Here is a 22,721-nt window from a genome sequence, read left to right as displayed (position 1 = left end):
TGGGTCGATCTGCGGAGAGCGTTAACGCTGTGGACGAGGGAGCGGGTTTGATGTGGGAGCAGGTGTTCACGAGCCTGTCGGCGGGCTTCCTGGCACAGCCGGCGGATCTCGACCGCGCCGCCGCGGAGCTCGGCTTCCCCCTGCCGGCCTCCTACCGGAGCTTCTGCGAGACCTGCGGCATCGGCCTGGCCGCCGAGCAGTTCCGGATCGCCGTGCCGGCCCCGTTCGAGGCCAGCGATCTCGCGACCCAGGCCGGCGTGATCGCCGTCAGCGTCGGCAACGCGGTGGCGATGCTGGAGCGTGACGGCGAGCCGCACCGCTTCGACGTCGAGGACGGCGACCCGGCGGTGATCGAGCGCGCCTGCTTCTTCGGCGCGGGCGAGGATGGCAGCTTCCTGTTCTGGGACGTCGCCGGAGCGACTGACGAGTACGACATCTGGCTGCTCGCCCCCGATCTCGAGACCGTGCGTTTCGGCGGCGAGAGCCTGGCCGACTTCTTCGACCGCGTGACCCGACCCTCCGCCGCCATCGTCCTGGGTCCGGGCGCGACGCCGCTTCCGGCCCGGTTCGACGGGATCGCGGAGGCGACGCTGGCGCGGGGCGCCGGGCTGGCGTAGGGCCAGGCCATGAATTTCGACGAGATCCGTACCTTCGCGGCCGCCTCGCGGGGCGGCGCGCGCCTGATCGGGGTCGATCTCGGCACCAAGACGATCGGGCTCGCCCTGTCGGATCTGGGTCGCCAGATCGCCACGCCCCTCGAGACGATCCGCCGGGTGAAGTTCACCCCCGACGCCCAGCGCCTCGCCGCGCTCTGCCGGCAGCACGCGGTCGGCGGGCTGGTGATCGGTCTGCCGCTCAACATGGATGGCAGCGAGGGGCCTCGCGTTCAGTCGACCCGCGCCTTCGTGCGCAACCTGAAGCCGATCATCGACATCCCGCACGTGTTCTTCGACGAGCGCCTGTCCACCGCCGTCGTGACCCGGGCGCTGATCGAGGCGGATGCGTCCCGCGCGCGGCGCGGCCAACTCGTGGACAAGCTCGCCGCCGCCTACATCCTGCAGGGCTGCCTCGACGTGATGCGCAACCTCGCCGATTCCGACGCGGACCCGGTCAGCGACTGACCAGCGAGACCGCGCCGCTGCCGTGCCGCTCGATGCGGCCGTCGAGCTCCAGCTCCAGCAGCACGGTCTGCACCACGCGGGCGCCGACGCCGGCGCTGCGCGCGAGCTCGTCGGTGCCGACCGGGCTCGGCCCCAGCAGGGCGATGATTGTTTGACGGTCGTCCGCGGGCTCGTCCGGCTCGACGACCGGGGCGTCGAAAACGAGATCCGGGTCTGCGCCACCGTTCGGCAGGCTCGGCCGTCCCTCCAGATCGATCTCGTCCCAGAAATCCGGCTGCTCGGCGAGGTCGGGCCGTTGCCGCGCGGGGGCGGCGTCGGGATCGGGACCGCGCTCGATGATCGGGCCGATCACGTCGAGGACGTGATCCACGTCGGCCACCAGGGTTGCCCCCTGGCGGATCAAGTCGTTGGTGCCCTCGGCCCGCGGATCCAGGGGCGAGCCCGGGACCGCGAAGACCTCGCGATTCTGCTCCAGGGCGTAGCGCGCCGTGATCAGGGAGCCGGACCGGCGCGCCGCCTCCATGACGATCGTACCGTAGGCCAAACCGGAAATGATCCGGTTGCGCCGGGGGAAGTCGCGGCCGCGCGCCTCCCAGCCCATCGGCATCTCGGCCAGGACCGCCCCGCCCTCCCCCAGGATCGCGTCCACCAGGCCGACATGGCTCGCCGGGTAGATCCGATCCTGCCCGCCGGCCATGACGGCAATGGTGCCGGTCTGCAGGGTGGCTTTGTGCGCCCGCGCATCGATCCCGCGGGCGAGGCCGGACACGACGACAAGTCCGGCTTCGCCGAGGCCGCGGGCCAGGCGCTCCGTGAAGGCGAGCCCGGCGGTCGAGGCGTTGCGCGATCCGACCAGCGCCACCGAAGGCCGGTTCAGGATCTGTGGCGCGCCGCGCAGGGCGATCAGCGGCGGCGCCGCGTCGGTGAGCTGGAGCAGACGGGGATACGTCGCTTCCCCGGTGGCGAGCAGGCGCCCGCCGAGGCGCGCCAGGGCGGCGATTTCGTCCTCGGCTCGCGCCCGGCTGAACGGCTCGATGCGCCGGCCCTGACGACGGCTCAAATCCGGCAGCGCCTCGAGCGCTGCCGCCGCGCCGCCGAACCGGTTGATCAGGGAACGGAAATTGCGCGGGCCGATACCCTCGGTCCGGATCAGGCGCAGCCAGTCGAGGCGCTGCGCATCGGTGAGCTGCATGACGCACCCCCGGGATCACGCCATCCGGCGCGTACGCTCAGCCTTTCTGGCCGATGCGCCCCTCGGTGCCGGCCGCGAGTCGCCGGATGTTGGGCGCGTGCTTCCACCATAACAGCACGCCGAGCAGCAGGAGCAGCACAGCTTGCGTCGGCGCGTCGAGCGCCCACAGCACCAGCGGCGTCGCCGCGGAGGCCGCCAGGGCGGCGAGCGACGAGTATTTCAGCGCGAAGGCGAGGCCGAGCCAGATCACCGCGAAGGCGGCCAAAGCCGGGGGGCTGAACGCCAGCAGCACGCCGATGAAGGTCGCGACTCCCTTTCCGCCCTTGAAGCCGAGCCAGACCGGGAAGAGATGGCCGAGGAAGGCCCCGAGCCCGGCGGCCAGCGCCGGGCCTTCGCCGCCCAGCTGACGGGCGATCAGCACGGCGGCCGTCCCCTTCAGGGCGTCGCCCAGCAGGGTTGCGGCGGCGAGGCCCTTCCGACCGGTGCGCAGCACGTTGGTCGCGCCGATATTGCCCGAGCCGATCGCCCGGACGTCGCCGAGACCGGCGACGCGCGTGAAGATCAGCCCGAACGGGATCGAGCCCAGGGCGTAGCCGAGGGCCAGGCCACCGAGGGCGGCCGGCGTCGCGAGATCGGCCAGCATCAGGCCGCCGCCGCGAGATCGTCGATCGCGTGCACGATCCGCCCGGAAACCAGGGTCAGCACCGCGGCCCCCTGGAGCCGCGCCTCGTCGAAGGGCGAGTTCTTGGAGCGCGACTTCAGCCGGCGCTTGTCGAGCACGTAGGGCAGATCGGGATCGATCAGCACGAGGTCGGCAGGCGCGCCGACCGCCAGGCGTCCGGCCTCGCGCCCGAGGATCCGGGCCGGGTTCACGGTCAGCGCCGCGATCAGCTTGTTGAGCGCGAGGTCGCCGGTATGGACGAGGCGCAGGGACGCGCCGAGCAGGGTCTCGATCCCGAGCGCGCCGTCGGCGGCTTCCGCGAAGGGCAGGCGCTTGGTCTCGACATCCTGCGGATTGTGGTCGGAGACGACCACGTCGATCACGCCCTCGTCGAGCGCCCGGACCATGGCATGCCGGTCGGCCTCGTCGCGGAGCGGCGGCGAGAGCCGGCAGAAGGTTCGGTAATGGCCGATATCGTTTTCGTTCAGCACGAGGTTGTTGACCGAGACGCCGCAGGTCACCGGCAACCCGTCCTGCTTGGCCCGGCGCACGATCTCCACCGAATCGGCGGTCGAGATCATCGCCGCGTGGTAGCGGGCGCCGGTCAGCCGCACGAGGCGGATGTCGCGCTCCAGCATGACGGTCTCGGCCTCGCGGGGGATGCCCATCAGCCCGAGGCGCGAGGCCAGCTCGCCCTCGTTCATCACCCCCTCGGCGACGAGGTCGGCATCCTCGACATGCTGCATCAGCAGGGCGTCGAAATCCCGGGCGTAGGTCAGGGCGCGGCGCATCACCTGGGCGTTCGCCACGGCGTGCAGCCCGTCCGTGAAGGCCACCGCGCCGGCCTCCTGAAGCAGGCCGAACTCGGTCATCTCCTTGCCGGCCAGGCCCTTGGTGATCGCGGCGGCGGGCAGGACATGGACGCAGGCGGTATCGCGCGCGCGGCGGAGCACGAAATCGACGATCGCCGGGCCGTCGATCACCGGGTTGGTGTCGGGCATGCAGACCAGGGTCGTGACGCCGCCCGCCGCCGCCGCGGCACTGGCCGAGGCCAGCGTCTCGCGATGCTCGGCCCCCGGCTCGCCCACGAAGGCGCGCATGTCGATCAGGCCCGGGGTCAGGATTCTTCCGCGGCAGTCGATCCGGGCGGCGTCCGCCGGGGCTCCGGGCGCGGCGCCCTCGGCGATGTCGGCGATGCGGCCGTCCTGCACCAGCACGGCACCGCGCGTCTCGCGCCCCGTCGCCGGATCGAGGAGGGTCGCGTTGACGAGAAGAATGCTGGTCACAGGGGCGCCCTCGCGGATGATGCCGGGCCGTCGAGACGCATCGCGAGGCCGGCGGCCGCCATATGGGCCTTCGCCTCGGCGACGCTCGCCTGCCCGAAATGGAAGATCGATGCGGCGAGCACGGCGCTCGCCCCGCCCTGAGCCACCCCGGCCACGAGGTCGTCGAGGCCGCCGACCCCGCCCGAGGCGATGACCGGCACGGTCACGGCGTCGCTGATCGCCCGCGTGAGGGCCAGGTCGTAGCCGGAACGGGTGCCGTCCTTGTCCATGGAGGTCACCAGCAGCTCCCCGGCGCCCTTCTCGGCGACCAGGCGGGCGAAGGCGACGGCGTCGATCCCGGTCGGGTCGCGGCCGCCATGGGTGAAGATCTCCCACCGGGCGGGTTCGCCGGGACCGGAGACCCGCTTGGCGTCGATCGCCACCACGATGCACTGCGCGCCGAATTTTTCCGCCGCCCGGGCGACGAGGTCCGGGTCCTTCACTGCGGCGGTGTTGATCGCGACCTTGTCGGCGCCGGCGAGCAGCAGCGCGCGCACGTCCTCGACAGTGCGCACGCCGCCGCCGACGGTGAGCGGCATGAAGCAGGCCTCGGCGGTGCGGCTGACGATATCGAGCAGCGTGCCCCGGGCCTCGCGGCTCGCGGTGATGTCGAGGAAGCAGAGCTCGTCGGCGCCGGCCGCGTCGTAGACCTTCGCCGCCTCCACCGGATCGCCGGCATCGCGCAGCCCCTCGAAGCGGACGCCCTTCACGACGCGGCCGTCCTTCACGTCGAGGCAGGGGATGATGCGGGTTTTGAGCACGAGCCCTCGGCGGTCCGATCAGGATTCGGGATCGATCGCGAACGGACGATCCATGATGTCCTGATACGTGTACGGGCAGGCTTCTGGGAAGTGCCTCAACGCCAAGCCTGTGGCGTCCGCGGCTTCGAGGCGGGCGGAGCGATAGGCCCGCTCGACAGCGTCGCTCAGCCGGTTCCTGAGACTCGGGCTGTCTTGCAGTTCGTCGGAGACGTGATTCCGGTGCATCGCGATCTCGATCGCCTCGCGTCGGTTCTGCAAACCGGGGCGGCGATCGATCGTCAGCATGGTCACGAGTAATCCCCGCAGAGCATCGACCAAGGTCGCGAACTGAGTCCGGCCTAAGCTCTCGATCTCATCCGCGAGGTTCGGGCAGTCGAGCCCCGCGACATCGCCCGCCCGCAGGCGGGCGCCCTGCTCCTGTGTCCAGATGTAAAAGTCGTCTTGGTAAGCCGTTCCGCGGCAGGCCATCACAGCCTCCGAGTCGAGGTCCTTCGATCACAAAAACCTATCACGCCGACGGGCCGCGCGCGCGCGCGATGGCGGCGAGCGCGGCCTGCGGGTCGATGCGGCCGTCATAGAGGGCCCGTCCGGTGATGGCGCCGGCGATGAGGGCGCAATCGGGCTGGAGCAGCCGGTGCACGTCGTCGATGGAGGCGAGGCCTCCCGACGCGATCACCGGGATGCGCACGGCCTGGGCCAGCGCCAGAGTCATCTCGACGTTGAGACCCTTCAGGATGCCGTCGCGGGCAATGTCGGTGTAGATGATCGCCGCGACGCCGGCATCCTCGAAGCGACGGCCGAGCTCCTCGGCGGTCATGCTGGAGGTCTGCGCCCAGCCCTCGACGGCCACGCGCCCGTCCTTGGCGTCGATGCCTACCGCGATCTTGCCGGGATGCAGGCGCGCCGCCTCGCGGACGAAGGCGGGATCGCGCACCGCCGCCGTGCCGATGATCACCCGGGCGACGCCCTTGGCGAGCCAGCCCTCCAGCGTCTTCATCTCGCGGATGCCGCCGCCGAGCTGCACCGGGATGCCGACCCGGGCCAGGATCGCGTCCACTGCGGCGGCGTTGCGCGGTGCGCCCGCGAAGGCGCCGTCCAGATCGACCACGTGGAGCCAGGGAAAGCCCTGCTCCTCGAAGGTCGCGGCCTGCGCGGCCGGATCGTCGCCGAAGATCTTGGCCTGCGCCATGTCCCCCTGGACGAGGCGGACGCAGCGTCCCTCCTTCAGGTCGATCGCCGGGTACAGGATCACGGGTGCTGTCTTCCTTCTCGCCGAATCCGGAGCGCGTTCAGGGGCGCCAGGTCAGAAAATTCGCGATGAGCGCCAGGCCGAGGCGCTGACTCTTCTCGGGGTGGAACTGTGTGCCGGCGACGTTGCCGCGGGCGACCATTGCGGTGACGGGACCGCCGTAATCGGCCTGGGCCACGACATCCTCCGGGCGTTCCGCAGCCAGCGCGAAGCTGTGCACGAAATAGGCGTGCAACCCGTCCTCGCCGGTTGGAATGCCGGCGAGCAACGCGTGGTCGCGCGCAATCCGCAGGGTGTTCCAGCCCATATGGGGGATCTTGAGCGCCGGGTCGGACGGGCGGATCGGCGCGACATCGCCCGGAATCCAGCCGAGACCGGGCGTCGTCTCGTATTCCAGCCCGCGGCTCGCAAGCAGCTGCATGCCGACGCAGATGCCGAGGAACGGCCGGCCGGCGACCTGCGCCACCTCGGTCATGGCCTCGACCATGCCGGGGACGGAATCGAGCCCGCGCCGGCAATCCGCGTAGGCGCCGACGCCCGGCAGCACGACGCGATCGGCGGCGGCCACGACGGCCGGGTCGGAGGTCAGGCGGATGCGCGCGTCGCGCCCGGCCTCGCGGGCTGCGCGCTCGAACGCCTTGGCGGCCGAATGGAGGTTGCCCGACCCGTAATCGATGATCGCGACCGTCTCGGTGCTCATGCGCGTCTCGACCTGCCACTCACCGGGCGATTTCCTGGGCGGGGAACAGGCCGATCACCGGCTCGCTGCGACGGGTCGGGCCGGCCGGGAACGGCGGGCGGGGCGCCGGCGCGGTGGCGTCGAGCCAGCGGCCCAGCGCCTTGGCCTCGGCTTCCTCGGGGGTGGCGGCCATGACGGCGTCCCGCGCCGGCCAGCCCCGGCGCGCCAGGGTCCAGCGGCGCAGGCTCGACGCCTCGAGGCCGATCAGCCAGGAAGCCAGCAGGGTCACGAGGGTGGCGATACCCGGGGGCAGCCCGAGGGCATGACCGAGGCCGGCGAGCGCCATCAGGCCGGCGAGCACGACCAGCGCCGCGATCCAGAGGCGGTGATAGAGGAACCAGAGCACGCTGAACGCGAAGGCCGGCCAGGAGAATCCGTCCCGCACGAGCAGAGCCCGCTCCAGGCCGATGGATTCGCCCGGCCGCGCATCGGCCGGCAGGTGGAGCGTGTAGCTGCGCATCCGCATCGCGGAACTCCCGGTGAGAGCGTTCGCCGACAGCCGGAACGGCCATTCGGGAGCGCGACGAAACCTTGGTCTACAGGGAGCCCTTCGTGGAGGGAACGCGCCCCTCTTCGCGGGGGTCGATCGCCACCGCCTTCCGCAAGGCGCGGGCCAGCCCCTTGAAGCAGCTCTCGGCGATGTGGTGCGCGTTGTCGCCGTACAGGGTCTCGACGTGCAGCGTCAGCCCGGCATTCATCGCGAAGGCCTGGAACCACTCGCGCACCAGCTCGGTGTCGAACTGGCCGATCTTCTCGACCCGGAAGCTTGTGCGGAACACCAGGAACGGCCGGCCCGAGATATCGACGCAGACCCGGGTCAGCGCCTCGTCCATCGGCAGGTGGATGTCGGCGTAGCGCGTCACCCCGCGCTTGTCGCCGAGCGCCTTGGCGAAGGCCTGGCCCAGCGCGATGCCGCAATCCTCGGCCGAGTGGTGCTGGTCGATATGCAGGTCGCCGTCGACCTTGACCTCCAGGTCGAACAGGCCGTGCCGGGCGAACAGGTCGAGCATATGGTCGAGGAAGCCGATGCCGGTGGCGATCTTCGACTGCCCGGTCCCGTCGAGGCCGACGCTGACCGCGATATCGGTCTCGGCGGTCTTCCGGCTGATGGAGGCGCTGCGCATCTTGTTTCGGACTTTGCGTCGGGGCCGGCCAGGGGCCGCGAGCGCGTTCTAGTGTGAGTTCGTCCGGAATGGAAAGGGCGAAGCCGCCCTATCCCTGGAGCACGCGCCCCGCCACCGCGTCGAGCTTGGCGAGCAGCGCCGGATCGCGGGCGGTCGGCGCGGTCATGATCGCGCCGTCGAGGGCGCGGTGCGAGCCCGCCGGGCACGGCTCACGCTCGGCCGGGAAGTCGCGGGCGAGCCGCGCCACCAAGCGGGCCGCCTTGTCGGCGTTGGTCCGGGCGACCGCGATCACCGCGGCGACGTCCACGGCATCGTGGCCGGGGTGCCAGCAATCGTAGTCGGTGACCATCGCGATCGTGGCGTAGGTGATCTCGGCCTCGCGGGCGAGCTTGGCCTCGGGCATGTTGGTCATGCCGATCACGTCGAAGCCCTGCGCCTTGTAGGCGCGGGATTCGGCGAGCGATGAGAATTGCGGCCCGTCCATGCAGACATAGGTGCCGCCGCGATGGACCGCGATGTCCTCGGCCTTGGCGGCCGTGGCGATCCGCGCCTGCAGCGCCGGGCCGACCGGGTGCGCGACGGAGACATGCGCGACGCAGCCGTCGCCGAAGAACGAGGAGGCGCGCCCATGCGTCCGGTCGACGAACTGGTCAACCAGAACGAACAGGCCCGGCGGTAAGTCCTCGCGAAACGACCCGCAGGCCGAGAGCGCCACGAGGTCGGTGACGCCGGCGCGCTTCATCGCATCGATATTCGCGCGGTAGTTGATGCCGGACGGCGACAGCCGGTGGCCCCGGCCATGGCGGGCCAGGAACACGATCCGGGTTTTCCCGATCCGCCCGATGCGCAGGGCGTCCGAGGGCTCACCCCAGGGCGAGGCGACGCGTTCCTCGCGCACGTCCTCGAGCCCCGGCAGATCGTAGACGCCGGACCCGCCCATCACCCCGAGCACCGCTGCCGTCATGCCGCTTGTCCTAATGTCGTGGCGCCGCCGCCGGGGCGTCGGATGTCCCATCCGCCACCTCATCCTGAGGTGCCGGGGCGAAGCGGAGGCCTCGAAGGAGCCTCCATAACGCGAAGCGATCCCTGGACCCGTCCTTCGAGGCTCGCCGGCGCGGGCACCTCAGGATGAGGGGGTGGAAGGGATCCGCCCCGCCGGAAGACGGACGGCCGCGCTCGCCGAGCGGTAGCACGCAGCCCCCGCCCAAAAAAGATGGGCCCCCCGAAGGAGGCCCATCCGGCAAAGTCGGTGCGGAGCCGGCTCAGAAGGTCTTGTGCAGCTCCGGCTGGAGGCCGTGGACCTCGCCGCCGACATCGGCCCAGATCTTCTTCTTCACGTAGTAGAGCAGCCCCGACATGACGATCAGGAACAGGATGACCCGGAAGCCCAGGGCCTTACGGTCCATCATGTGCGGCTCGGCCGCCCACATCAGGAAGGCCGAGACGTCCTTGCCGTACTGGTCCACGGTCTCGGGGACCACGGGCTGGCCGTCCTCGCCCTTGGCGTAGGTGACCTGCCCGTCCGTGATCGGCGGCGGCATCGCGATGATGTGGCCGGGATAGTACTTGTTGTAGTGGCCGCCATCGGGAACGGAGAAGTCCTTCGGCGGCTCCTCGTAGCCGTTGAGCAGGGCATGGATGTAGTCGGGCCCGTGCTCGGAATAGCCGACGAACGGCAGCCAGTCGGTCAGGAAGTAGAGCGAGCCGCGGGAATAGGTCCGCGCCTTGGCGATCACCGAGAAATCGGGCGGCGCCTTGCCGCCGTTGGCAGCCGCCGCGGCCTGGTCGTTCGGGAAGGGCGGCGGGAACGTGTCGGCCGGCCGGCCGGGCCGGTCGAACATCTCGCCGGCATCGTTCGGACCGTCCTTCACCTGATAGGTCGCGGCCAGGGCCTTGACCTGCGCGGCGGAGAAATGCGGGCCGCCTTCCTGGGCGAGATTGCGGAAGGCGACCAGCTTCATCGAATGGCAGGAGGAGCAGACTTCTTTGTAGACCTGGAAGCCGCGCTGCAACTGCGCAGTGTCGAACCGGCCGAACGTGCCGGCGAAGCTCCAGTTCACGCGGCCCGGGATCGGGCCGCCATGCCCGTCCTCCGCGGAGGCCGGCGCGGCGCCGAACAGGAGCGCCGCGAGAGCGACGGCGGCGGTGGTCGAGAGGACGCGGGTCATCATCATGGTTCCGTCGTCAGCCCGTCAGCCTTTGGTGGTCGGAGCGGCGGCGGCGCCCGCCGGCATACCCGATCCACTCACCTGTTTGCCCGGCCCCGTGACGCTCTCCAGGATCGACCCGGGGAGCGCCTTCGGCGTCTCGAACAGGCCGCAGAGGGGCATCACGATCAGGAAGTGCGCGAAGTAGTAGGCCGTGCAGACCTGCGCGGCGAGGACATAGCCCCCCTCCGGCGGCTGCGAGCCGAGCCACCCGAGCAGCAGCGTCGCACCGATGAACACCCAGAAGAACTGCCGGTAGATCGGCCGGTAGTTGCAGGACCGAACCCGCGACGTATCCAGCCACGGCGCGAAGGCCAGGATGAGCACCGCCGAGAACATCAGGATCACGCCGCCGAGCTTGCTCGGGACCGCGCGCAGGATCGCGTAGAACGGCAGGAAGTACCATTCGGGGACGATGTGCGCCGGCGTCACCGCGGGGTTGGCCGCGATGTAGTTGTCGGCATGGCCCAGGTAGTTCGGCTGGTAGAACAGGAACCAGGCGAACAGGATCATGAACACGCAGGTCGCGAACACGTCCTTGATGGTCGCGTAGGGCGTGAACGGCACCGCGTCCTTGCCCGACTTGATCGGGATGCCGGCCGGGTTGTTCTGGCCGGTGACGTGCAGGGCCCAGACGTGCAGCACGACCACGCCGGCTATCATCCAGGGCAGCAGGTAGTGCAGCGAGAAGAAGCGGTTCACGGTCGGATTGCCCACCGAGTATCCGCCCCAGAGCAGCGTCTGGATGGTGTCGCCCACCACCGGGATCGCCGCCAGGATGTTGGTGATGACCGTGGCGCCCCAGAAGCTCATCTGACCCCAGGGCAGCGTGTAGCCGAGGAAGGCCGTGGCCATCATCAGGAGGTAAATGATCACGCCGAGGATGTAGAGCACCTCGCGCGGGGCCTTGTACGACCCGTAATACAGCGCCCGGAACATGTGCAGATAGACGGCGACGAAGAACATCGATGCGCCGTTGGCGTGCGCGTAGCGCAGCAGCCAGCCGTAATTGACGTCGCGCATGATCTTTTCGACGGAATTGAACGCGCCCGTCGCCGAAGGCTCGTAGTGCATCGCCAGCCAGACGCCGGTGACGATCTGGATCCCCAGGAAGGCGGCCAGGATGGCCCCGAAGGTCCAGAAGTAATTGAGGTTTCGCGGGACGGGATAGGCGATGAAGGACGAGTGCACGAGCCCGGCGATCGGCAGCCGGGCCTCGAACCACTTGGCGACGCGGCTCTTCGGGACGTAGGTGCTGGCAGTTCCGCTCATGTCCGCGTCCTTCTCACGCCGCTTCCTTGCCACCCTCGCCGATCCGGATCTTGGTATCCGTCTCGAAGGCGTAGGGCGGGATCGGCAGGTTGATCGGTGCCGGTCCGTGGCGGACGCGCCCGACGGCGTCGAACTGCGAGCCGTGGCAGGGGCAGGCCCAGCCCTCGAAATTGCCCTGGTGGCCGATCGGCACGCAGCCGAGATGCGTGCAGTTGCCGTAGACGACCAGCCACTGGTCGTGGCCGCTCTTGACCCGCGTCGGGAAGGGCGCGGGGTCGATCATGGCCGTGAGCGGGACCGCCTGCATGTCGGTCACCTCCTTGGCCGTGAGCTTGCGCACGAAGATCAGCTTGCCGCGCCAGAACACGTTGATGATCTGGCCGTCCTGGATCGGTGTCAGATCGACATCGATCGGCGCGCCGGCCGCGATCGTCTCGGCATCGGGCGCCATGGACGAGATCAGCGGCCAGACCGTAGCGGCTGCCCCGACCGCGAGTCCGGCCCCGGTGGCGAGGAACAGGAAATCACGGCGGCTGCCCTCGTGGGGGCCGTCCGTTCGGGCGCTGCCATCCCGGGTCGCGGGAGCAGTGGCGGAGGTGGTCGCCAAGATTCGGAACTCCGTGCGTTGGCGTGAGGGCCGCAGGTGCCCTGCCCTGATTTCCCGGCCGGGCCGCGATCAAAGCATTATCGTTCTAATCTGAGCAATGAGACCGTGTGCCACCCCCAAGTCAAGCTGCCAGAGAGGGCCTCGCGAGGCGGTTAGGTCACGATCGTTGTCATATGTTGCCGAATGCCAGCTCGGCCGCATCGCTACGCCACGGCGTCGTCGAACTGCGCCGCTCCGCCGTCCAGGAAGCCGCCCGACTGGCGGGCCCAGAGCCCGGCATAGACGCCGCCGCGGGCGACCAGCTCGGCATGGGTGCCCTCCTCGACGATACGGCCGCGGTCGATCACCACGAGGCGGTCAAGCGCCGCGATGGTGGACAGGCGGTGGGCGATCGCCACCACGGTCTTGCCGGCCATCAGCGTGTCGAGCGAGTCCTGGATCGCCGCCTCGACCTCGCTGTCGAGGGCCGAGGTCGCCTCGTCGAGAATCAGAATCGGTGCGTCCTTCAGCATCACGCGGGCGATGGCGATGCGCTGGCGCTGGCCGCCGGAGAGCTTGACCCCGCGCTCGCCGACCTGGGCGTCGTAACCCCGGCGGCCCTTGTGATCGATGAGATCGGCGATGAACCGGTCGGCATGGGCCAGTTTCGCCGCGCGCTCGATCTGCTCCTGCGTGGCGCCCGGACGGCCGTAGGCGATATTCTCGCGGATCGAGCGGTGCAGCAGCGACGTGTCCTGGCTGACCATGGCGATGGCCTCGCGCAGGGATTGCTGCGTCACGGTGGCAATGTCCTGGCCGTCCACCAGGATACGCCCGCTCTCGACCTCGTAGAGGCGCAGCAGCAGGCTCGCCAGGGTGGACTTGCCCGCACCGCTGACCCCGACCAGCCCGACCTTCTCGCCGGGTCGGATCGTCAGGCTGAAATCCTCGATCACGGTGGCGTCGCCGCGGCCGTAATGGAATCCGACATTCTCGAACCGGATCTCGCCGCCCTTCACGACGAGGTCCCGGGCCTCCGGGGCGTCCACCAGCGCGTGGGGCCGCGCCATGGTCTGCATGCTCTCCTGGATCACCCCGACATTCTCGAACACGCCGCGGACCGTCTGCATCACCCAGCCCGACATGGCGATGAGCCGCAGGATCAGGGCCAGCCCGGCCGAGGCCTCGCCGGTGGTCATGCCGCCCTCGCGCCAGAGAATCAGGCAGGCCGCGCCGGTGGCGATCAGCAGCGTGCTGTTCAGCAGGCCGAGCAGGCTGGTGGTCAGGGTCACCAGCCGGAACTGGTACAGGTAGGCGTCGGTATGGACCTCGACCGCGTCGCGCACCGTGGCCCGTTCCTCGCGGTCACGGGCGAAGAGCTTGACCGTCAGGATGTTGGTGTAGCTGTCGACGATCCGGCCGATCAGCACCGATCGGGTGTCGGCGGTCTTGTGCGAGCGGGCGCGGGCCCGGGGCACGAACCAAGTGGTGAGCGCAGCGTAGGCGGCGATCCAGATGAGCACCGGAAGGGCGAGCCAGGGCGAGATCGAGCCGAACAGGCCGACCGCCGTCACGGCGTAGATCGCCACGTAGAGCAGTGTGTCGATGAACACGACCGCCAACTCCCGCACCGCCGGGCCGACTTGCACGACGCGGTTGGCGAGGCGGCCGGAGAAGTCGCCCTGGAAATACGAGAGCGCGTGCCCCAGGGTATAGAGATGCGCCCGCCAGCGGATCTGGCTGGTCGATTGCGGCACGATCAGCTGGTTGGACAGCACCTCGTGCAGCCAGATCGAGAGCGGCCGGACCAGGGCGATCAGCAAGAATACCAGGCCCAGCCCGACCGCATGGTCGGACAGGACGGTGGCCCGGTCGGCCGTGGCGAGCAGGTCGATGAACCAGCGCATCACCAGGTAGAGCGAGGCCTCGACCGTCCCGGCCACCACCGCGATGACGAACAGGGCCGCCAGGGCCGCCCGAATCGGGCGCAGGTAGAAGCCGGCGAAACCCAGGACCGTCTGCGGCGGGGTTCGCGTCTCGTCGAAGGGCGCGAACGGATCGACCCGGCGCTCAAGCCAATTCAAAAACATATTTTTGGGGCGCACCGCTGTGGGAAGCCCTGATGTAAGGGCGGTGCGCTGGCCGCCAAGCGCGCGCGGTCGTCGCGGCGCCGGAAATCCAGACCATATTCCTTATGCAGGACCGGCCCGTCGCGGCCGATCCCTCTCCACGTGCGTGGCCGCGCCGTCCGGCTCAGCGCGCCAGAGCGAGCGTGGCGCCCGATTTGGTCAGCGCCCCCTCGAGTGCGCCGTTGCCCTGGCGCAGACGCGCCGCGACGGTGCCGCCCGGCTGGTAGAGATAGACCTCGCCGTCGCGGAAGTCCCAGGCCGAGACCCGTGCCAGGTCCTTGTTGGGACAGCCGGAGGCCGAGGCCTTGTAGAGGTCGAGGGCCGGCGCGCTGGACAGGGTGACCTTGCAGCTCGCGCCCGTGGCGTCCTTGGCATCCCAGCTGCCGACCACCGAGGCGCGGCCGCTCGTGACCACCGGCGGCGGCGGCGCGGGGGGCGCCACCGGCTCAGCGATCACCGTCGGCCCGTTCGGCGCAGCATTCGCCTGGGCGCCGGGCGGGGGCGGCGCGTCGGGGCTCGCGCTCGCACCGGGCGGGGGCGCGAGCGGCGCCGCCGTCACGGTCCCCGACGGGACCGCCTGCACGGCATCCAGGGACGCCTGAGACGGCGCCCGGCCCCTCGGGCTCTCCAGACGGGTCGTCGCACAGGCGCCCAGGGTGGCGCTCAGGCAGAGGGCAGCGAAGATCGGCAGGCTCGGGCGCAGCATCGGACCACTTCGGATCAGGCTTGGGGTCGCGCGCGATGGCGCTTCACCCCTGACTCCGTGCCAAATGCGCTGACCGCAAGGCGGCCGCCTGGGCCGCCCCCGACTCCGCTGCGGAGGAGCGGCCTTTTCGCCCCGGTGTGGCCGGGGCGCCTCACCGGTATGCGGTCAGACCACCCGCTCGACCATCATCTTCTTGATCTCGGCGATGGCTTTGGCCGGGTTCAGGCTCTTGGGGCAGGTGTTGGCGCAGTTCATGATCGTGTGGCAGCGGTAGAGCCGGAACGGATCGTGCAGGGCATCGAGCCGGTCGCCGGTATTCTCGTCGCGCGAATCGATCAGCCAGCGATAAGCCTGCAGCAGGGCCGCCGGGCCGAGGAACTTGTCGCCGTTCCACCAGTAGCTCGGGCAGGACGTGCTGCAGCACGCGCACAGGATGCACTCGTACAGGCCGTCGAGCTTCGACCGATCCTCGGGGGTCTGGCGCCACTCCTTCTCGGGGGCGGGCGTCTCGGTCTGCAGCCAGGGCTCGATCGCGGCGTGCTGGGCGTAGAAGTTGGTCAGGTCGGGGACCAGATCCTTCAGCACCGGCATGTGCGGCAACGGGTAGATCCGGACCGCGCCGTCCTTGTCCTTGCGGGTCATCACCGGCAGGGCGTTGTCCGGGCTCTTGCACTCGTCGATGCCCATCGTGCAGGCCAGCGCGTTCTGGCCCTCGATGTTCATGGCGCAGGAGCCGCAGATGCCCTCGCGGCAGGAGCGGCGGAAGACCAGGGTCGAGTCGACCTTGTTCTTGATCCACAGCAGCGCGTCGAGCACCATCGGGCCGCAATCGTCGCGATCGACCTGATAGGTATCGATCCGCGGGTTGGCCCCGTCATCCGGGTTCCAGCGGTAGATCTTGAAGGTCTGCAGGTTCTTGGCGCCGGGCGGCGGCGCCCAGGTGCGGCCCTGCGTGATCTGGGAGTTCTTCGGAAGGTTGAACTGGGCCATTGCGATTATATCCGGCAATATCGGTCAGAACCGGAAACCGGTCTGAGGGGATGCACGCGCCGCGCATCGGCACGTGCATCGTGATGGTTGGCCTCAGTACACGCGCGCCTTCGGCTCGATGTACTGGATCTCGTTCGACATCGTGTAGGTGTGCACCGGCCGGTAATCGATGTTGACCTGGTGCCGGCCCTCATCGAGCCAGGAGAGGGTGTGCTTCATCCACTCCTTGTCGTCGCGATCAGGGAAATCCTCGCGGGCATGGGCGCCGCGGGATTCCTTGCGGTTGGCGGCCGATTCCATCGTCACCACCGCCTGGCCGATCAGGTTGTCGAACTCCAGGGTCTCCAGGAGGTCGGTGTTCCAGATCATGGACCGGTCGGTGATCTTCACGTCGGCGGCGGCGTTCCAGACCTTGTGGATCAGGCCCTTGCCCTCCTCCAGAACCTCGCCGGTGCGGAACACGGCGCAGTTGTTCTGCATCGTCTTCTGCATCTCGGCGCGCAGCTCGGCGGTCGGCGTCGAGCCGTTGGCGTGACGGAAGCGGTCCAGGCGCTCGAGCGCCTTGTCGGTGGCGCCCTTGGGCAGTTCCTGGGCCCGGCCGTTCGGCTCGACGATCTCGGCGCAGCGCTTGCCGGCGGCGCGGCCGAACACCACGAGGTCGATCAGGGAGTTGGAGCCGAGGCGGTTGGCCCCGTGGACCGAGACGCAGGCCGCCTCGCCGATCGCCATCAGGCCCGGCACCACCGTGTCGGGGTTACCGTCGCGGAGGGTGAGCACCTCGCCGTGATAGTTCGTGGGGATGCCGCCCATATTGTAGTGCACGGTCGGGATGACCGGGATCGGCTCCTTGGTCACGTCGACGCCCGCGAAGATCTTCGCGCTCTCCGAGATGCCCGGCAGGCGCTCGTGCAGGATCTTCGGGTCGAGGTGGTCCAGGTGCAGGTAGATGTGGTCCTTGTTCTTGCCGACGCCGCGGCCGTCGCGGATCTCCATGGTCATGGAGCGCGAGACCACGTCGCGCGAGGCGAGGTCCTTGGCCGACGGGGCGTAGCGCTCCATGAAGCGCTCGCCCTCGGAATTGGTCAGGTAGCCGCCCTCGCCGCGCGAGCCCTCGGTGATCAGGCAGCCGGCGCCGTAGATGCCGGTCGGGTGGAACTGCACGAACTCCATGTCCTGGAGCGGCAGCCCGGCGCGCAGCACCATGGCGTTGCCGTCACCCGTGCAGGTATGGGCCGAGGTCGCCGAGAAGTAGGCGCGGCCGTAGCCGCCCGTGGCCAGGATGGTCTGCTGGGCGCGGAACCGGTGGATCTCGCCGGTGGCCTGGTCGAGGGCGATGACGCCGCGGCAGCGGCCCTCCTCGTCCATGATCAGGTCGAGGGCGAAATACTCGATGAAGAAGTCGGTCTGGTTCTTCACCGCCTGCCCGTAGAGGGTGTGGAGCATGGCGTGGCCGGTCCGGTCGGCCGCCGCGCAGGTCCGCTGGGCGGTGCCCTTGCCGTAATCGGTGGTCATGCCGCCGAACGGGCGCTGGTAGATCTTGCCCTCTTCCGTGCGCGAGAAGGGCACGCCCCAATGCTCGAGCTCGTAGACGGCGGCCGGCGCGTTGCGGACGAGGTACTCGATCGCGTCCTGGTCGCCGAGCCAGTCCGACCCCTTGACGGTGTCGTACATGTGCCAGCGCCAATCGTCCGGGCCCATATTGCCGAGCGAGGCCGAGATGCCGCCCTGCGCCGCCACGGTGTGCGAGCGGGTCGGGAACACCTTGGTGATGCAGGCGGTGCGCAGGCCGGCCTCGGAGCAGCCGACGGTGGCGCGCAGGCCCGCGCCGCCCGCGCCGACGATCACCACGTCGAAGGCGTGATCGTGAATGGTGTAGGCAGGCCCGCTGCCGTTTGTGCCGTTGGCGGCCATGGTCGGCTCCTCGAAATGCGTGATGGCGGGGTTCAGGCCGGCTGTCCGAAGCCGATGCGCAGGACCGCGTAGAGGCAGGCCACGGCCACCAGGACCGCGTAGGCATTGTTGGCGAACACCGCGGCGATCTTCGTGCCTTGGCCGTGCACGTAATCCTCGATGACCACCTGCATGCCGATCCGCATGTGGATGGTCACCGACAGCAGCGCCAGGATCAGGATGATCGAGACCAGGGGCTTGGCAATCAGGTGCGTCGCTTCGACGTAGCCCCGGCCGGCCATGCTGGCGACGATCACCACGAAGGCCAGCATCAGGACGATGTTCGCCGCGGCAGTCACCCGCTGCTGCCACCAATGGCCGGCGCCGTGATGGGCGACGCCGAGGCCGCGAACGCGGGCGCGCGGGGTGCGGATGGAAACGCGGGTGTCCTGGCGGATTTCTTCCTTAGCCATGCCGGCCTCCTCAGCGGACCAGAAGGGCGACCGCCCAGATGACGATGGTGAGCGCGACGGATCCGATCAGCGTCAGGCGCGCCATGCTCAGGCGCTTCTCCCGGTCGAACCCGACGCCGGTGTCCCAGACCAGGTGGCGCAGCCCGCCGAGCATGTGGTGCATCAGCACCCAGGTGTAGGCGAACAAGATCAGCCGGCCGACGATCGAGCCGAAGAAGCCGGCCACGTAGGAATAGGCGACCGGCCCGGATGCAAGCGCGACGAGCCAGATCGCCACCAGCGCAGTCCCGCCATAGAGCGCGGTGCCGGTAATACGGTGAAACACCGACATCGCCATCGTCCAGGTCCAGCGATAGATCTGGAGATGCGGTGAAAGCGGCTGTGCCACTGTCGGGCGCGCGGTGGGTGCCATTGGGTTGAAGCCTCGCAGCTGCGAACTGGACCGTCTCTAATCTGGTGGTAGCGCTAGTGCCTCCGGCGGCAAGCCGCAATGTGTCATGCTGCGGCGCAATGCAGAGGGCGTGTTGATAGAGCGGCGGATCTGTCACTTGAGTTGCCCCAGCAGACGCCACCAGGCGTAATCGAGGGGGGCGGCGACCAGGAGCGAGGCCAGGCCGAAGGCCAGGGTGAGTCGGGTGGCGTCCCGCAGGCGCACGCCGCCGAGCTCGCTGGCGAAGACGATGGGTGGGGCCTGGTAGGGGAAGAACAGGGTCGCGTAGCCGATCACCTGGATCGACACGACGGCGAGCGCTGAGAGACCGCTGGCCTGAACCATCTCTCCCGCCAGCGCCGTGTAGAGGGCCGGCGCGCCGTTGGCGGTGACCAGCAGCGTCATGAGGGTGCTGATGCCGGTCAGCACCGCGAAGTTCTGGGTCGGCGCATCGGGAGTGAGCGGCGCTACCGCAAGCAGCCCATGGCCCAACCGCGCCCCGAGCCCGGTCTCGTTGACCAGCGCGACCAAGCCGAGCAGCCCCGCGATATAGAAGCAGGTCCGCAGGTTCACCTGCTGGAACGACTCGGGCGGCAGGACCCCGATCCGCGGCAGCAGGCAGATCACGGCGGCCGCGAGCCCGACCCAGGCCGGGGCGAGGCCGTGCAGGCTGTCGGTGACCCAGAGGGCCAGGGTGCAGGCCAGGATCACCGCCAGGCGCCGCTCCGCCGGGGAGACGGGCGGCAGCACGGGAAGGGCCTGGGCGCCGTGGCTGAGGCGATCGGGGAACAGCCGCACGATCAGCACCACCAGCATCACGCCCTTGACCAGGGCCAGGACCGGCGCGTGCAGGAGGAGATAGGACAGGTAGGAGAGGTGCAAGCCCAGCACCTGCTCGGCCGAGCCGGCCATCACGAGGTTCGGCACGTTGGCCGGCAGGATCGCCGCCGACAGGATCGGGGTCGCCACGCCCACCGCCAGGACGGCGCCGGTCCGCCCCGGCCGGCCGGGCACCAGCCCGAACCCGTCGCAGAGCGCCAGCGTCACCGGGATCATCAGGGCGATCCGGCCGAGATTGGACGGCATTACGAAGGCGATGAGGAAGCTCAAGGTCACCAGACCGGCGATGAAGTACGCGTAGGAACCGGAGAGGCGCCCGGCCAGCGCCCGGGCCATCCGGGCGCCGAGGCCGGTGCGGGTCATGCCCTGACCCACCACCATACCGGACAGGACCAGCCAGAAGGCTGCGGCCGAGAAGCCGGAGAACACCGTCGCGGCGCTGCCGAGACGCAGCAGCATCGCCAGCCCGAAGAAGGCCAGCGCGGTGACGATCTCGGGCAGAAGCGCGGTCGCCCACAGACCCATGCATAGGACCAGCAAAGCCGCCGTCGCCGGAATAGTCGCCGCCCCGCTCATCCACGCCCCCCGGCTCCACGTGCGGCCGCAGGCATGGGCCGGTTTGGAATGGTTCGCAATTCGGGACTCCACGACGCAGCCTTCGCCCCAGACGAAGGCTGACGGGTCCGGAGACCTGAGCGGACATGGAAAAGCCCGGCCGTTGCCGGCCGGGCTTTTCCGTCGAGAGGCCACTTTAAGAGGTGCGACGCTCAGTAGCCGTAACCGTAGGTGCTGCAATAGGCCGGATCGTAGCCGTAGCCGTAACCGCCGGCGCAGCTATCGTCATAGCCGTAGCCGAAACCACCCAGGCCGTAGCCGACGCCCAGCCCAAGTCCGACGCCGGCCAAGCCGTAACCGAGGCCGCGCCCGTAGCCGCCATAGCCCCGTCCGTAATAACCGCGATTGGCGTAGCCCCGACCGGCAAAGCCGCGGTTTCCGATCACGCCGCGCCCGCCATAGACGCCTCCGCCGCGCTGGAAACCGCCACCGCCAAAGCCCCGGCCGACACCGATCCCCGGTGCCCCGACACCCGCGCCACGAAACCCACCACCGGCGAGACCGGCACCGCGGAAGCCGCCGCCACCTAGACCGCCGCCGCGGAACCCGCCACCAGCAAGTCCACCGCCGCCCAGTCCGCCGCCCCGGAAGCCGCCGCCGCCGAAGCCACCACCATGGAAGCCGCCACCACCGAACCCGCCGCCGTGAAAACCGCCGCCGCCGCCGAACCCGCGGGCGTCGGCGCCCCCGGGAACGAAGGCGAAAGCTGCCAAAAGTGCCGTCGATGCGAGAGCAAAGCGCTTCATTGAAAAGTCCAATCCTCGAGAGGAGTATGACTTTTCAACGTGCCATCGATCCCACGTATCCACGTTCGATGATTGATTGTGGCGTGTCAGTCCGTCGCTGTTCGGCAATGCAGCACCGAAAGGCCGCGAAAGCTTGTCCGTATGCGCGGGGGAACGCGCTTTATCGGAACGGCGGCTCGTCGAAGCTGCGCAGCTTGCGCGAATGCAGGCCGTGCCGGTCGGCCCGCAGCGCGTCGAGGGCCGCCAGCCCGACCCGCAGATGCTCGGAGACCGCCCGGTCATAGAAGGCGTTGGCGGCGCCGGGCAGCTTGATCTCGCCGTGAAGCGGCTTGTCGGAAACGCAGAGCAGCGCCCCATACGGCACGCGCAGGCGAAAGCCCTGCGCGGCCACGGTGCCGCTCTCCATGTCGACCGCGATGGCGCGCGACTGGTTGATCCGCCGACGCTCCTGGCTGAATCGCAACTCCCAGTTGCGGTCGTCGTAGGTGACCACCGTGCCGGTCCGCAGGCGACGCTTGAGCGCGTCGGCCTGCTCGCCGGTCACCGAGGCGGCGGCGCTCTGGAGCGCGACCTGCACCTCGGCGAGCGCCGGCACAGGCACATCCGGCGGCACCAGCTCATCCAGAATCCGGTCGCGGCGGAGATAGGCGTGAGCGAGCACGTAGTCGCCGATGGTCTGCGACTGGCGCAGGCCGCCGCAATGGCCGACCATCAGCCAGCAATCCGGGCGCAGCACCGCCAGATGGTCGGTGATCGTCTTCGCGTTCGAAGGGCCGACCCCGATATTGACCAGGCTCGTGCCCTGCATGGTCCCGTCGGCGCCCCGGGCAACGAGGTGATAGGCCGGCATCTGGTGCCGGTGCCACGGTGAGGCGGCGATCACCGCGGCGGGATCGGCCGTGGCCGCTTCCGCCCGGCTCACGGAGATGCCGCCGGGCAGGACCAGCCGCTCGAACCCTTCCTCGCCCGAGGCCAGGCGCTCGAGCCCGTGGCGGACGAACTGGTCGACGTAGCGGTGATAGTTGGTCAGCAAAATCCAGGGCTGGACCTCGCGCCAATCGCAGCCGGTGTAATGGACCAGGCGGCGCAGGGAGTAATCGACCCGCACGGCGTCGAACAGGGCCAGCGGCAGCGGCTCGCCCTGGGCGAGATCGAAGGTGCCGTCGGCGATCTCGTCGCCCACCAGCGACAGGAGCGGGACGGGGAAGTAGGTGGCGAGCTCGGCGCCGTCCACCGCGCTCCCGCGCGCATCGAGCCCCGCCTCCAGGACGTAGGGATAGGGGATTTCCTGCGCGCTGAGGCCGACCTCGATCTGGATGCCGTAATCGTCGATCAGCGGTTGGAGCTGCCGGGTCAGGTAATGGCGGAAGAAGGCCGGATGCGTCACCGTGGTGGCGTAGGTTCCGGCCGCCTGGAGCTTGGCAGTCGCCCGCCGCACCCGCGGCAGCGGGCCGGCGGGGCGGTAGCTGATCCGCAATTCGGGATAGCGGAAGGCGAGCCGCTCGGTGGCGTCCGGCGGCGGACCGCCCGCGAGGTAGCGCTCCAGCGCCTGCCGGAGGGCCTCGGCGGCGCCGTCATAGAGCTCGGCCAGACGGTCGACCGCGCTGCCGGCATCGGCGACGGCTCGCATCGGACGCAATTCCCGCTCGATCATGAACCCTCCCG

The 22,721-nt window shown here is 69.6% G+C and carries 24 protein-coding genes; 2 read left to right on the top strand and 22 right to left on the bottom strand.

What is annotated here, in order from left to right:
• Window positions 1–50: 50 nt before the first annotated feature.
• Together LGR69_RS02405 and ruvX are read left to right on the top strand one after the other, a co-directional pair.
• Window positions 51–617 carry an SMI1/KNR4 family protein gene (locus LGR69_RS02405; protein ID WP_230365059.1) on the top strand — a complete coding sequence of 189 codons (567 nt, stop codon included), beginning with the start codon at window positions 51–53 and terminating at the stop codon, window positions 615–617.
• Window positions 618–626: 9 nt separating this feature from the next.
• A complete protein-coding gene (gene ruvX / locus LGR69_RS02400; RefSeq protein ID WP_007564337.1) occupies window positions 627–1,121 on the top strand; it encodes a Holliday junction resolvase RuvX in 495 nt (164 codons plus the stop codon).
• On the opposite strand, the gene dprA is transcribed toward ruvX, so the two are convergent.
• From dprA to LGR69_RS02290, 22 genes are all read right to left on the bottom strand, one after another.
• Window positions 1,111–2,313, bottom strand: coding sequence for a DNA-processing protein DprA (gene dprA / locus LGR69_RS02395; RefSeq protein WP_230365058.1), 1,203 nt, complete (start codon window positions 2,311–2,313; stop codon window positions 1,111–1,113). The genes ruvX and dprA overlap by 11 nt on opposite strands.
• 37 nt (window positions 2,314–2,350) lie before the next feature.
• On the bottom strand, window positions 2,351–2,956 hold the full coding sequence (gene plsY, locus LGR69_RS02390; RefSeq protein ID WP_230365057.1) for a glycerol-3-phosphate 1-O-acyltransferase PlsY: 606 nt from the start codon (window positions 2,954–2,956) through the stop codon (window positions 2,351–2,353).
• The gene (locus LGR69_RS02385) at window positions 2,956–4,260 is read right to left on the bottom strand and encodes a dihydroorotase (RefSeq protein WP_230365056.1); all 1,305 of its coding nucleotides are present in this window, start codon (window positions 4,258–4,260) and stop codon (window positions 2,956–2,958) included. The genes plsY and LGR69_RS02385 overlap by 1 nt, the downstream gene beginning before the upstream one ends.
• Window positions 4,257–5,060 carry an imidazole glycerol phosphate synthase subunit HisF gene (hisF, locus tag LGR69_RS02380; protein WP_007564329.1) on the bottom strand — a complete coding sequence of 268 codons (804 nt, stop codon included), beginning with the start codon at window positions 5,058–5,060 and terminating at the stop codon, window positions 4,257–4,259. Before hisF ends, LGR69_RS02385 begins: the two co-directional genes overlap by 4 nt.
• Before the next feature lie 18 nt (window positions 5,061–5,078).
• Window positions 5,079–5,528, bottom strand: coding sequence for a DUF29 domain-containing protein (locus tag LGR69_RS02375; RefSeq protein ID WP_230365055.1), 450 nt, complete (start codon window positions 5,526–5,528; stop codon window positions 5,079–5,081).
• Between the two features lie 40 nt (window positions 5,529–5,568).
• Window positions 5,569–6,312, bottom strand: coding sequence for a 1-(5-phosphoribosyl)-5-[(5-phosphoribosylamino)methylideneamino]imidazole-4-carboxamide isomerase (gene hisA, locus LGR69_RS02370; RefSeq protein ID WP_230365054.1), 744 nt, complete (start codon window positions 6,310–6,312; stop codon window positions 5,569–5,571).
• Window positions 6,313–6,349: 37 nt separating this feature from the next.
• Entirely contained in the window at window positions 6,350–7,009 is a 660-nt protein-coding gene (hisH, locus tag LGR69_RS02365; protein ID WP_007564323.1) for an imidazole glycerol phosphate synthase subunit HisH, read from the bottom strand.
• A 19-nt stretch (window positions 7,010–7,028) separates the two neighbouring features.
• On the bottom strand, window positions 7,029–7,508 hold the full coding sequence (locus tag LGR69_RS02360; protein WP_425375051.1) for a DUF2628 domain-containing protein: 480 nt from the start codon (window positions 7,506–7,508) through the stop codon (window positions 7,029–7,031).
• A 76-nt stretch (window positions 7,509–7,584) separates the two neighbouring features.
• Window positions 7,585–8,172 carry an imidazoleglycerol-phosphate dehydratase HisB gene (gene hisB, locus LGR69_RS02355; protein WP_122160647.1) on the bottom strand — a complete coding sequence of 196 codons (588 nt, stop codon included), beginning with the start codon at window positions 8,170–8,172 and terminating at the stop codon, window positions 7,585–7,587.
• Window positions 8,173–8,260: 88 nt separating this feature from the next.
• Window positions 8,261–9,136, bottom strand: coding sequence for an S-methyl-5'-thioadenosine phosphorylase (locus LGR69_RS02350; RefSeq protein ID WP_230365053.1), 876 nt, complete (start codon window positions 9,134–9,136; stop codon window positions 8,261–8,263).
• A gap of 298 nt (window positions 9,137–9,434) precedes the next feature.
• On the bottom strand, window positions 9,435–10,343 hold the full coding sequence (locus tag LGR69_RS02345; RefSeq protein WP_370881351.1) for a cytochrome c1: 909 nt from the start codon (window positions 10,341–10,343) through the stop codon (window positions 9,435–9,437).
• Window positions 10,344–10,364: 21 nt separating this feature from the next.
• The gene (locus LGR69_RS02340) at window positions 10,365–11,651 is read right to left on the bottom strand and encodes a cytochrome b (RefSeq protein WP_091857651.1); all 1,287 of its coding nucleotides are present in this window, start codon (window positions 11,649–11,651) and stop codon (window positions 10,365–10,367) included.
• Window positions 11,652–11,664: 13 nt separating this feature from the next.
• Window positions 11,665–12,258, bottom strand: a complete 594-nt coding sequence (petA, locus tag LGR69_RS02335; protein WP_268868316.1) for a ubiquinol-cytochrome c reductase iron-sulfur subunit — start codon at window positions 12,256–12,258, stop codon at window positions 11,665–11,667.
• Window positions 12,259–12,461: 203 nt separating this feature from the next.
• A complete protein-coding gene (locus tag LGR69_RS02330) occupies window positions 12,462–14,327 on the bottom strand; it encodes an ABC transporter ATP-binding protein (RefSeq protein ID WP_230365052.1) in 1,866 nt (621 codons plus the stop codon).
• Window positions 14,328–14,490: 163 nt separating this feature from the next.
• Complete coding sequence (locus tag LGR69_RS02325) at window positions 14,491–15,072, bottom strand: AprI/Inh family metalloprotease inhibitor (protein ID WP_091857644.1); 582 nt, start codon at window positions 15,070–15,072, stop codon at window positions 14,491–14,493.
• A 165-nt stretch (window positions 15,073–15,237) separates the two neighbouring features.
• Entirely contained in the window at window positions 15,238–16,062 is an 825-nt protein-coding gene (locus tag LGR69_RS02320; RefSeq protein ID WP_007564306.1) for a succinate dehydrogenase iron-sulfur subunit, read from the bottom strand.
• 93 nt (window positions 16,063–16,155) lie between these two features.
• The gene (gene sdhA / locus LGR69_RS02315; RefSeq protein WP_007564304.1) at window positions 16,156–17,973 is read right to left on the bottom strand and encodes a succinate dehydrogenase flavoprotein subunit; all 1,818 of its coding nucleotides are present in this window, start codon (window positions 17,971–17,973) and stop codon (window positions 16,156–16,158) included.
• 32 nt (window positions 17,974–18,005) lie between these two features.
• Entirely contained in the window at window positions 18,006–18,425 is a 420-nt protein-coding gene (sdhD, locus tag LGR69_RS02310; protein WP_230365051.1) for a succinate dehydrogenase, hydrophobic membrane anchor protein, read from the bottom strand.
• A gap of 10 nt (window positions 18,426–18,435) precedes the next feature.
• Window positions 18,436–18,837, bottom strand: coding sequence for a succinate dehydrogenase, cytochrome b556 subunit (gene sdhC, locus LGR69_RS02305; RefSeq protein WP_091857641.1), 402 nt, complete (start codon window positions 18,835–18,837; stop codon window positions 18,436–18,438).
• A 132-nt stretch (window positions 18,838–18,969) separates the two neighbouring features.
• Window positions 18,970–20,271 carry an SLC13 family permease gene (locus LGR69_RS02300; RefSeq protein WP_230365050.1) on the bottom strand — a complete coding sequence of 434 codons (1,302 nt, stop codon included), beginning with the start codon at window positions 20,269–20,271 and terminating at the stop codon, window positions 18,970–18,972.
• Window positions 20,272–20,462: 191 nt separating this feature from the next.
• Window positions 20,463–21,056 (bottom strand): hypothetical protein, encoded by a 594-nt coding sequence (locus LGR69_RS02295; protein ID WP_230365049.1) that lies wholly within the window; start codon window positions 21,054–21,056, stop codon window positions 20,463–20,465.
• 160 nt (window positions 21,057–21,216) lie between these two features.
• Window positions 21,217–22,710: an AMP nucleosidase gene (locus LGR69_RS02290; RefSeq protein WP_091857634.1), complete on the bottom strand. Its 1,494-nt coding sequence runs from the start codon at window positions 22,708–22,710 to the stop codon at window positions 21,217–21,219.
• Between the last annotated feature and the right edge of the window lie 11 nt (window positions 22,711–22,721).

Source organism: Methylobacterium brachiatum (assembly GCF_020523825.1).
Classification (GTDB): Bacteria; Pseudomonadota; Alphaproteobacteria; order Rhizobiales; family Beijerinckiaceae; genus Methylobacterium; species Methylobacterium brachiatum.
This window is presented reverse-complemented; position numbering and strand designations above follow the sequence as displayed.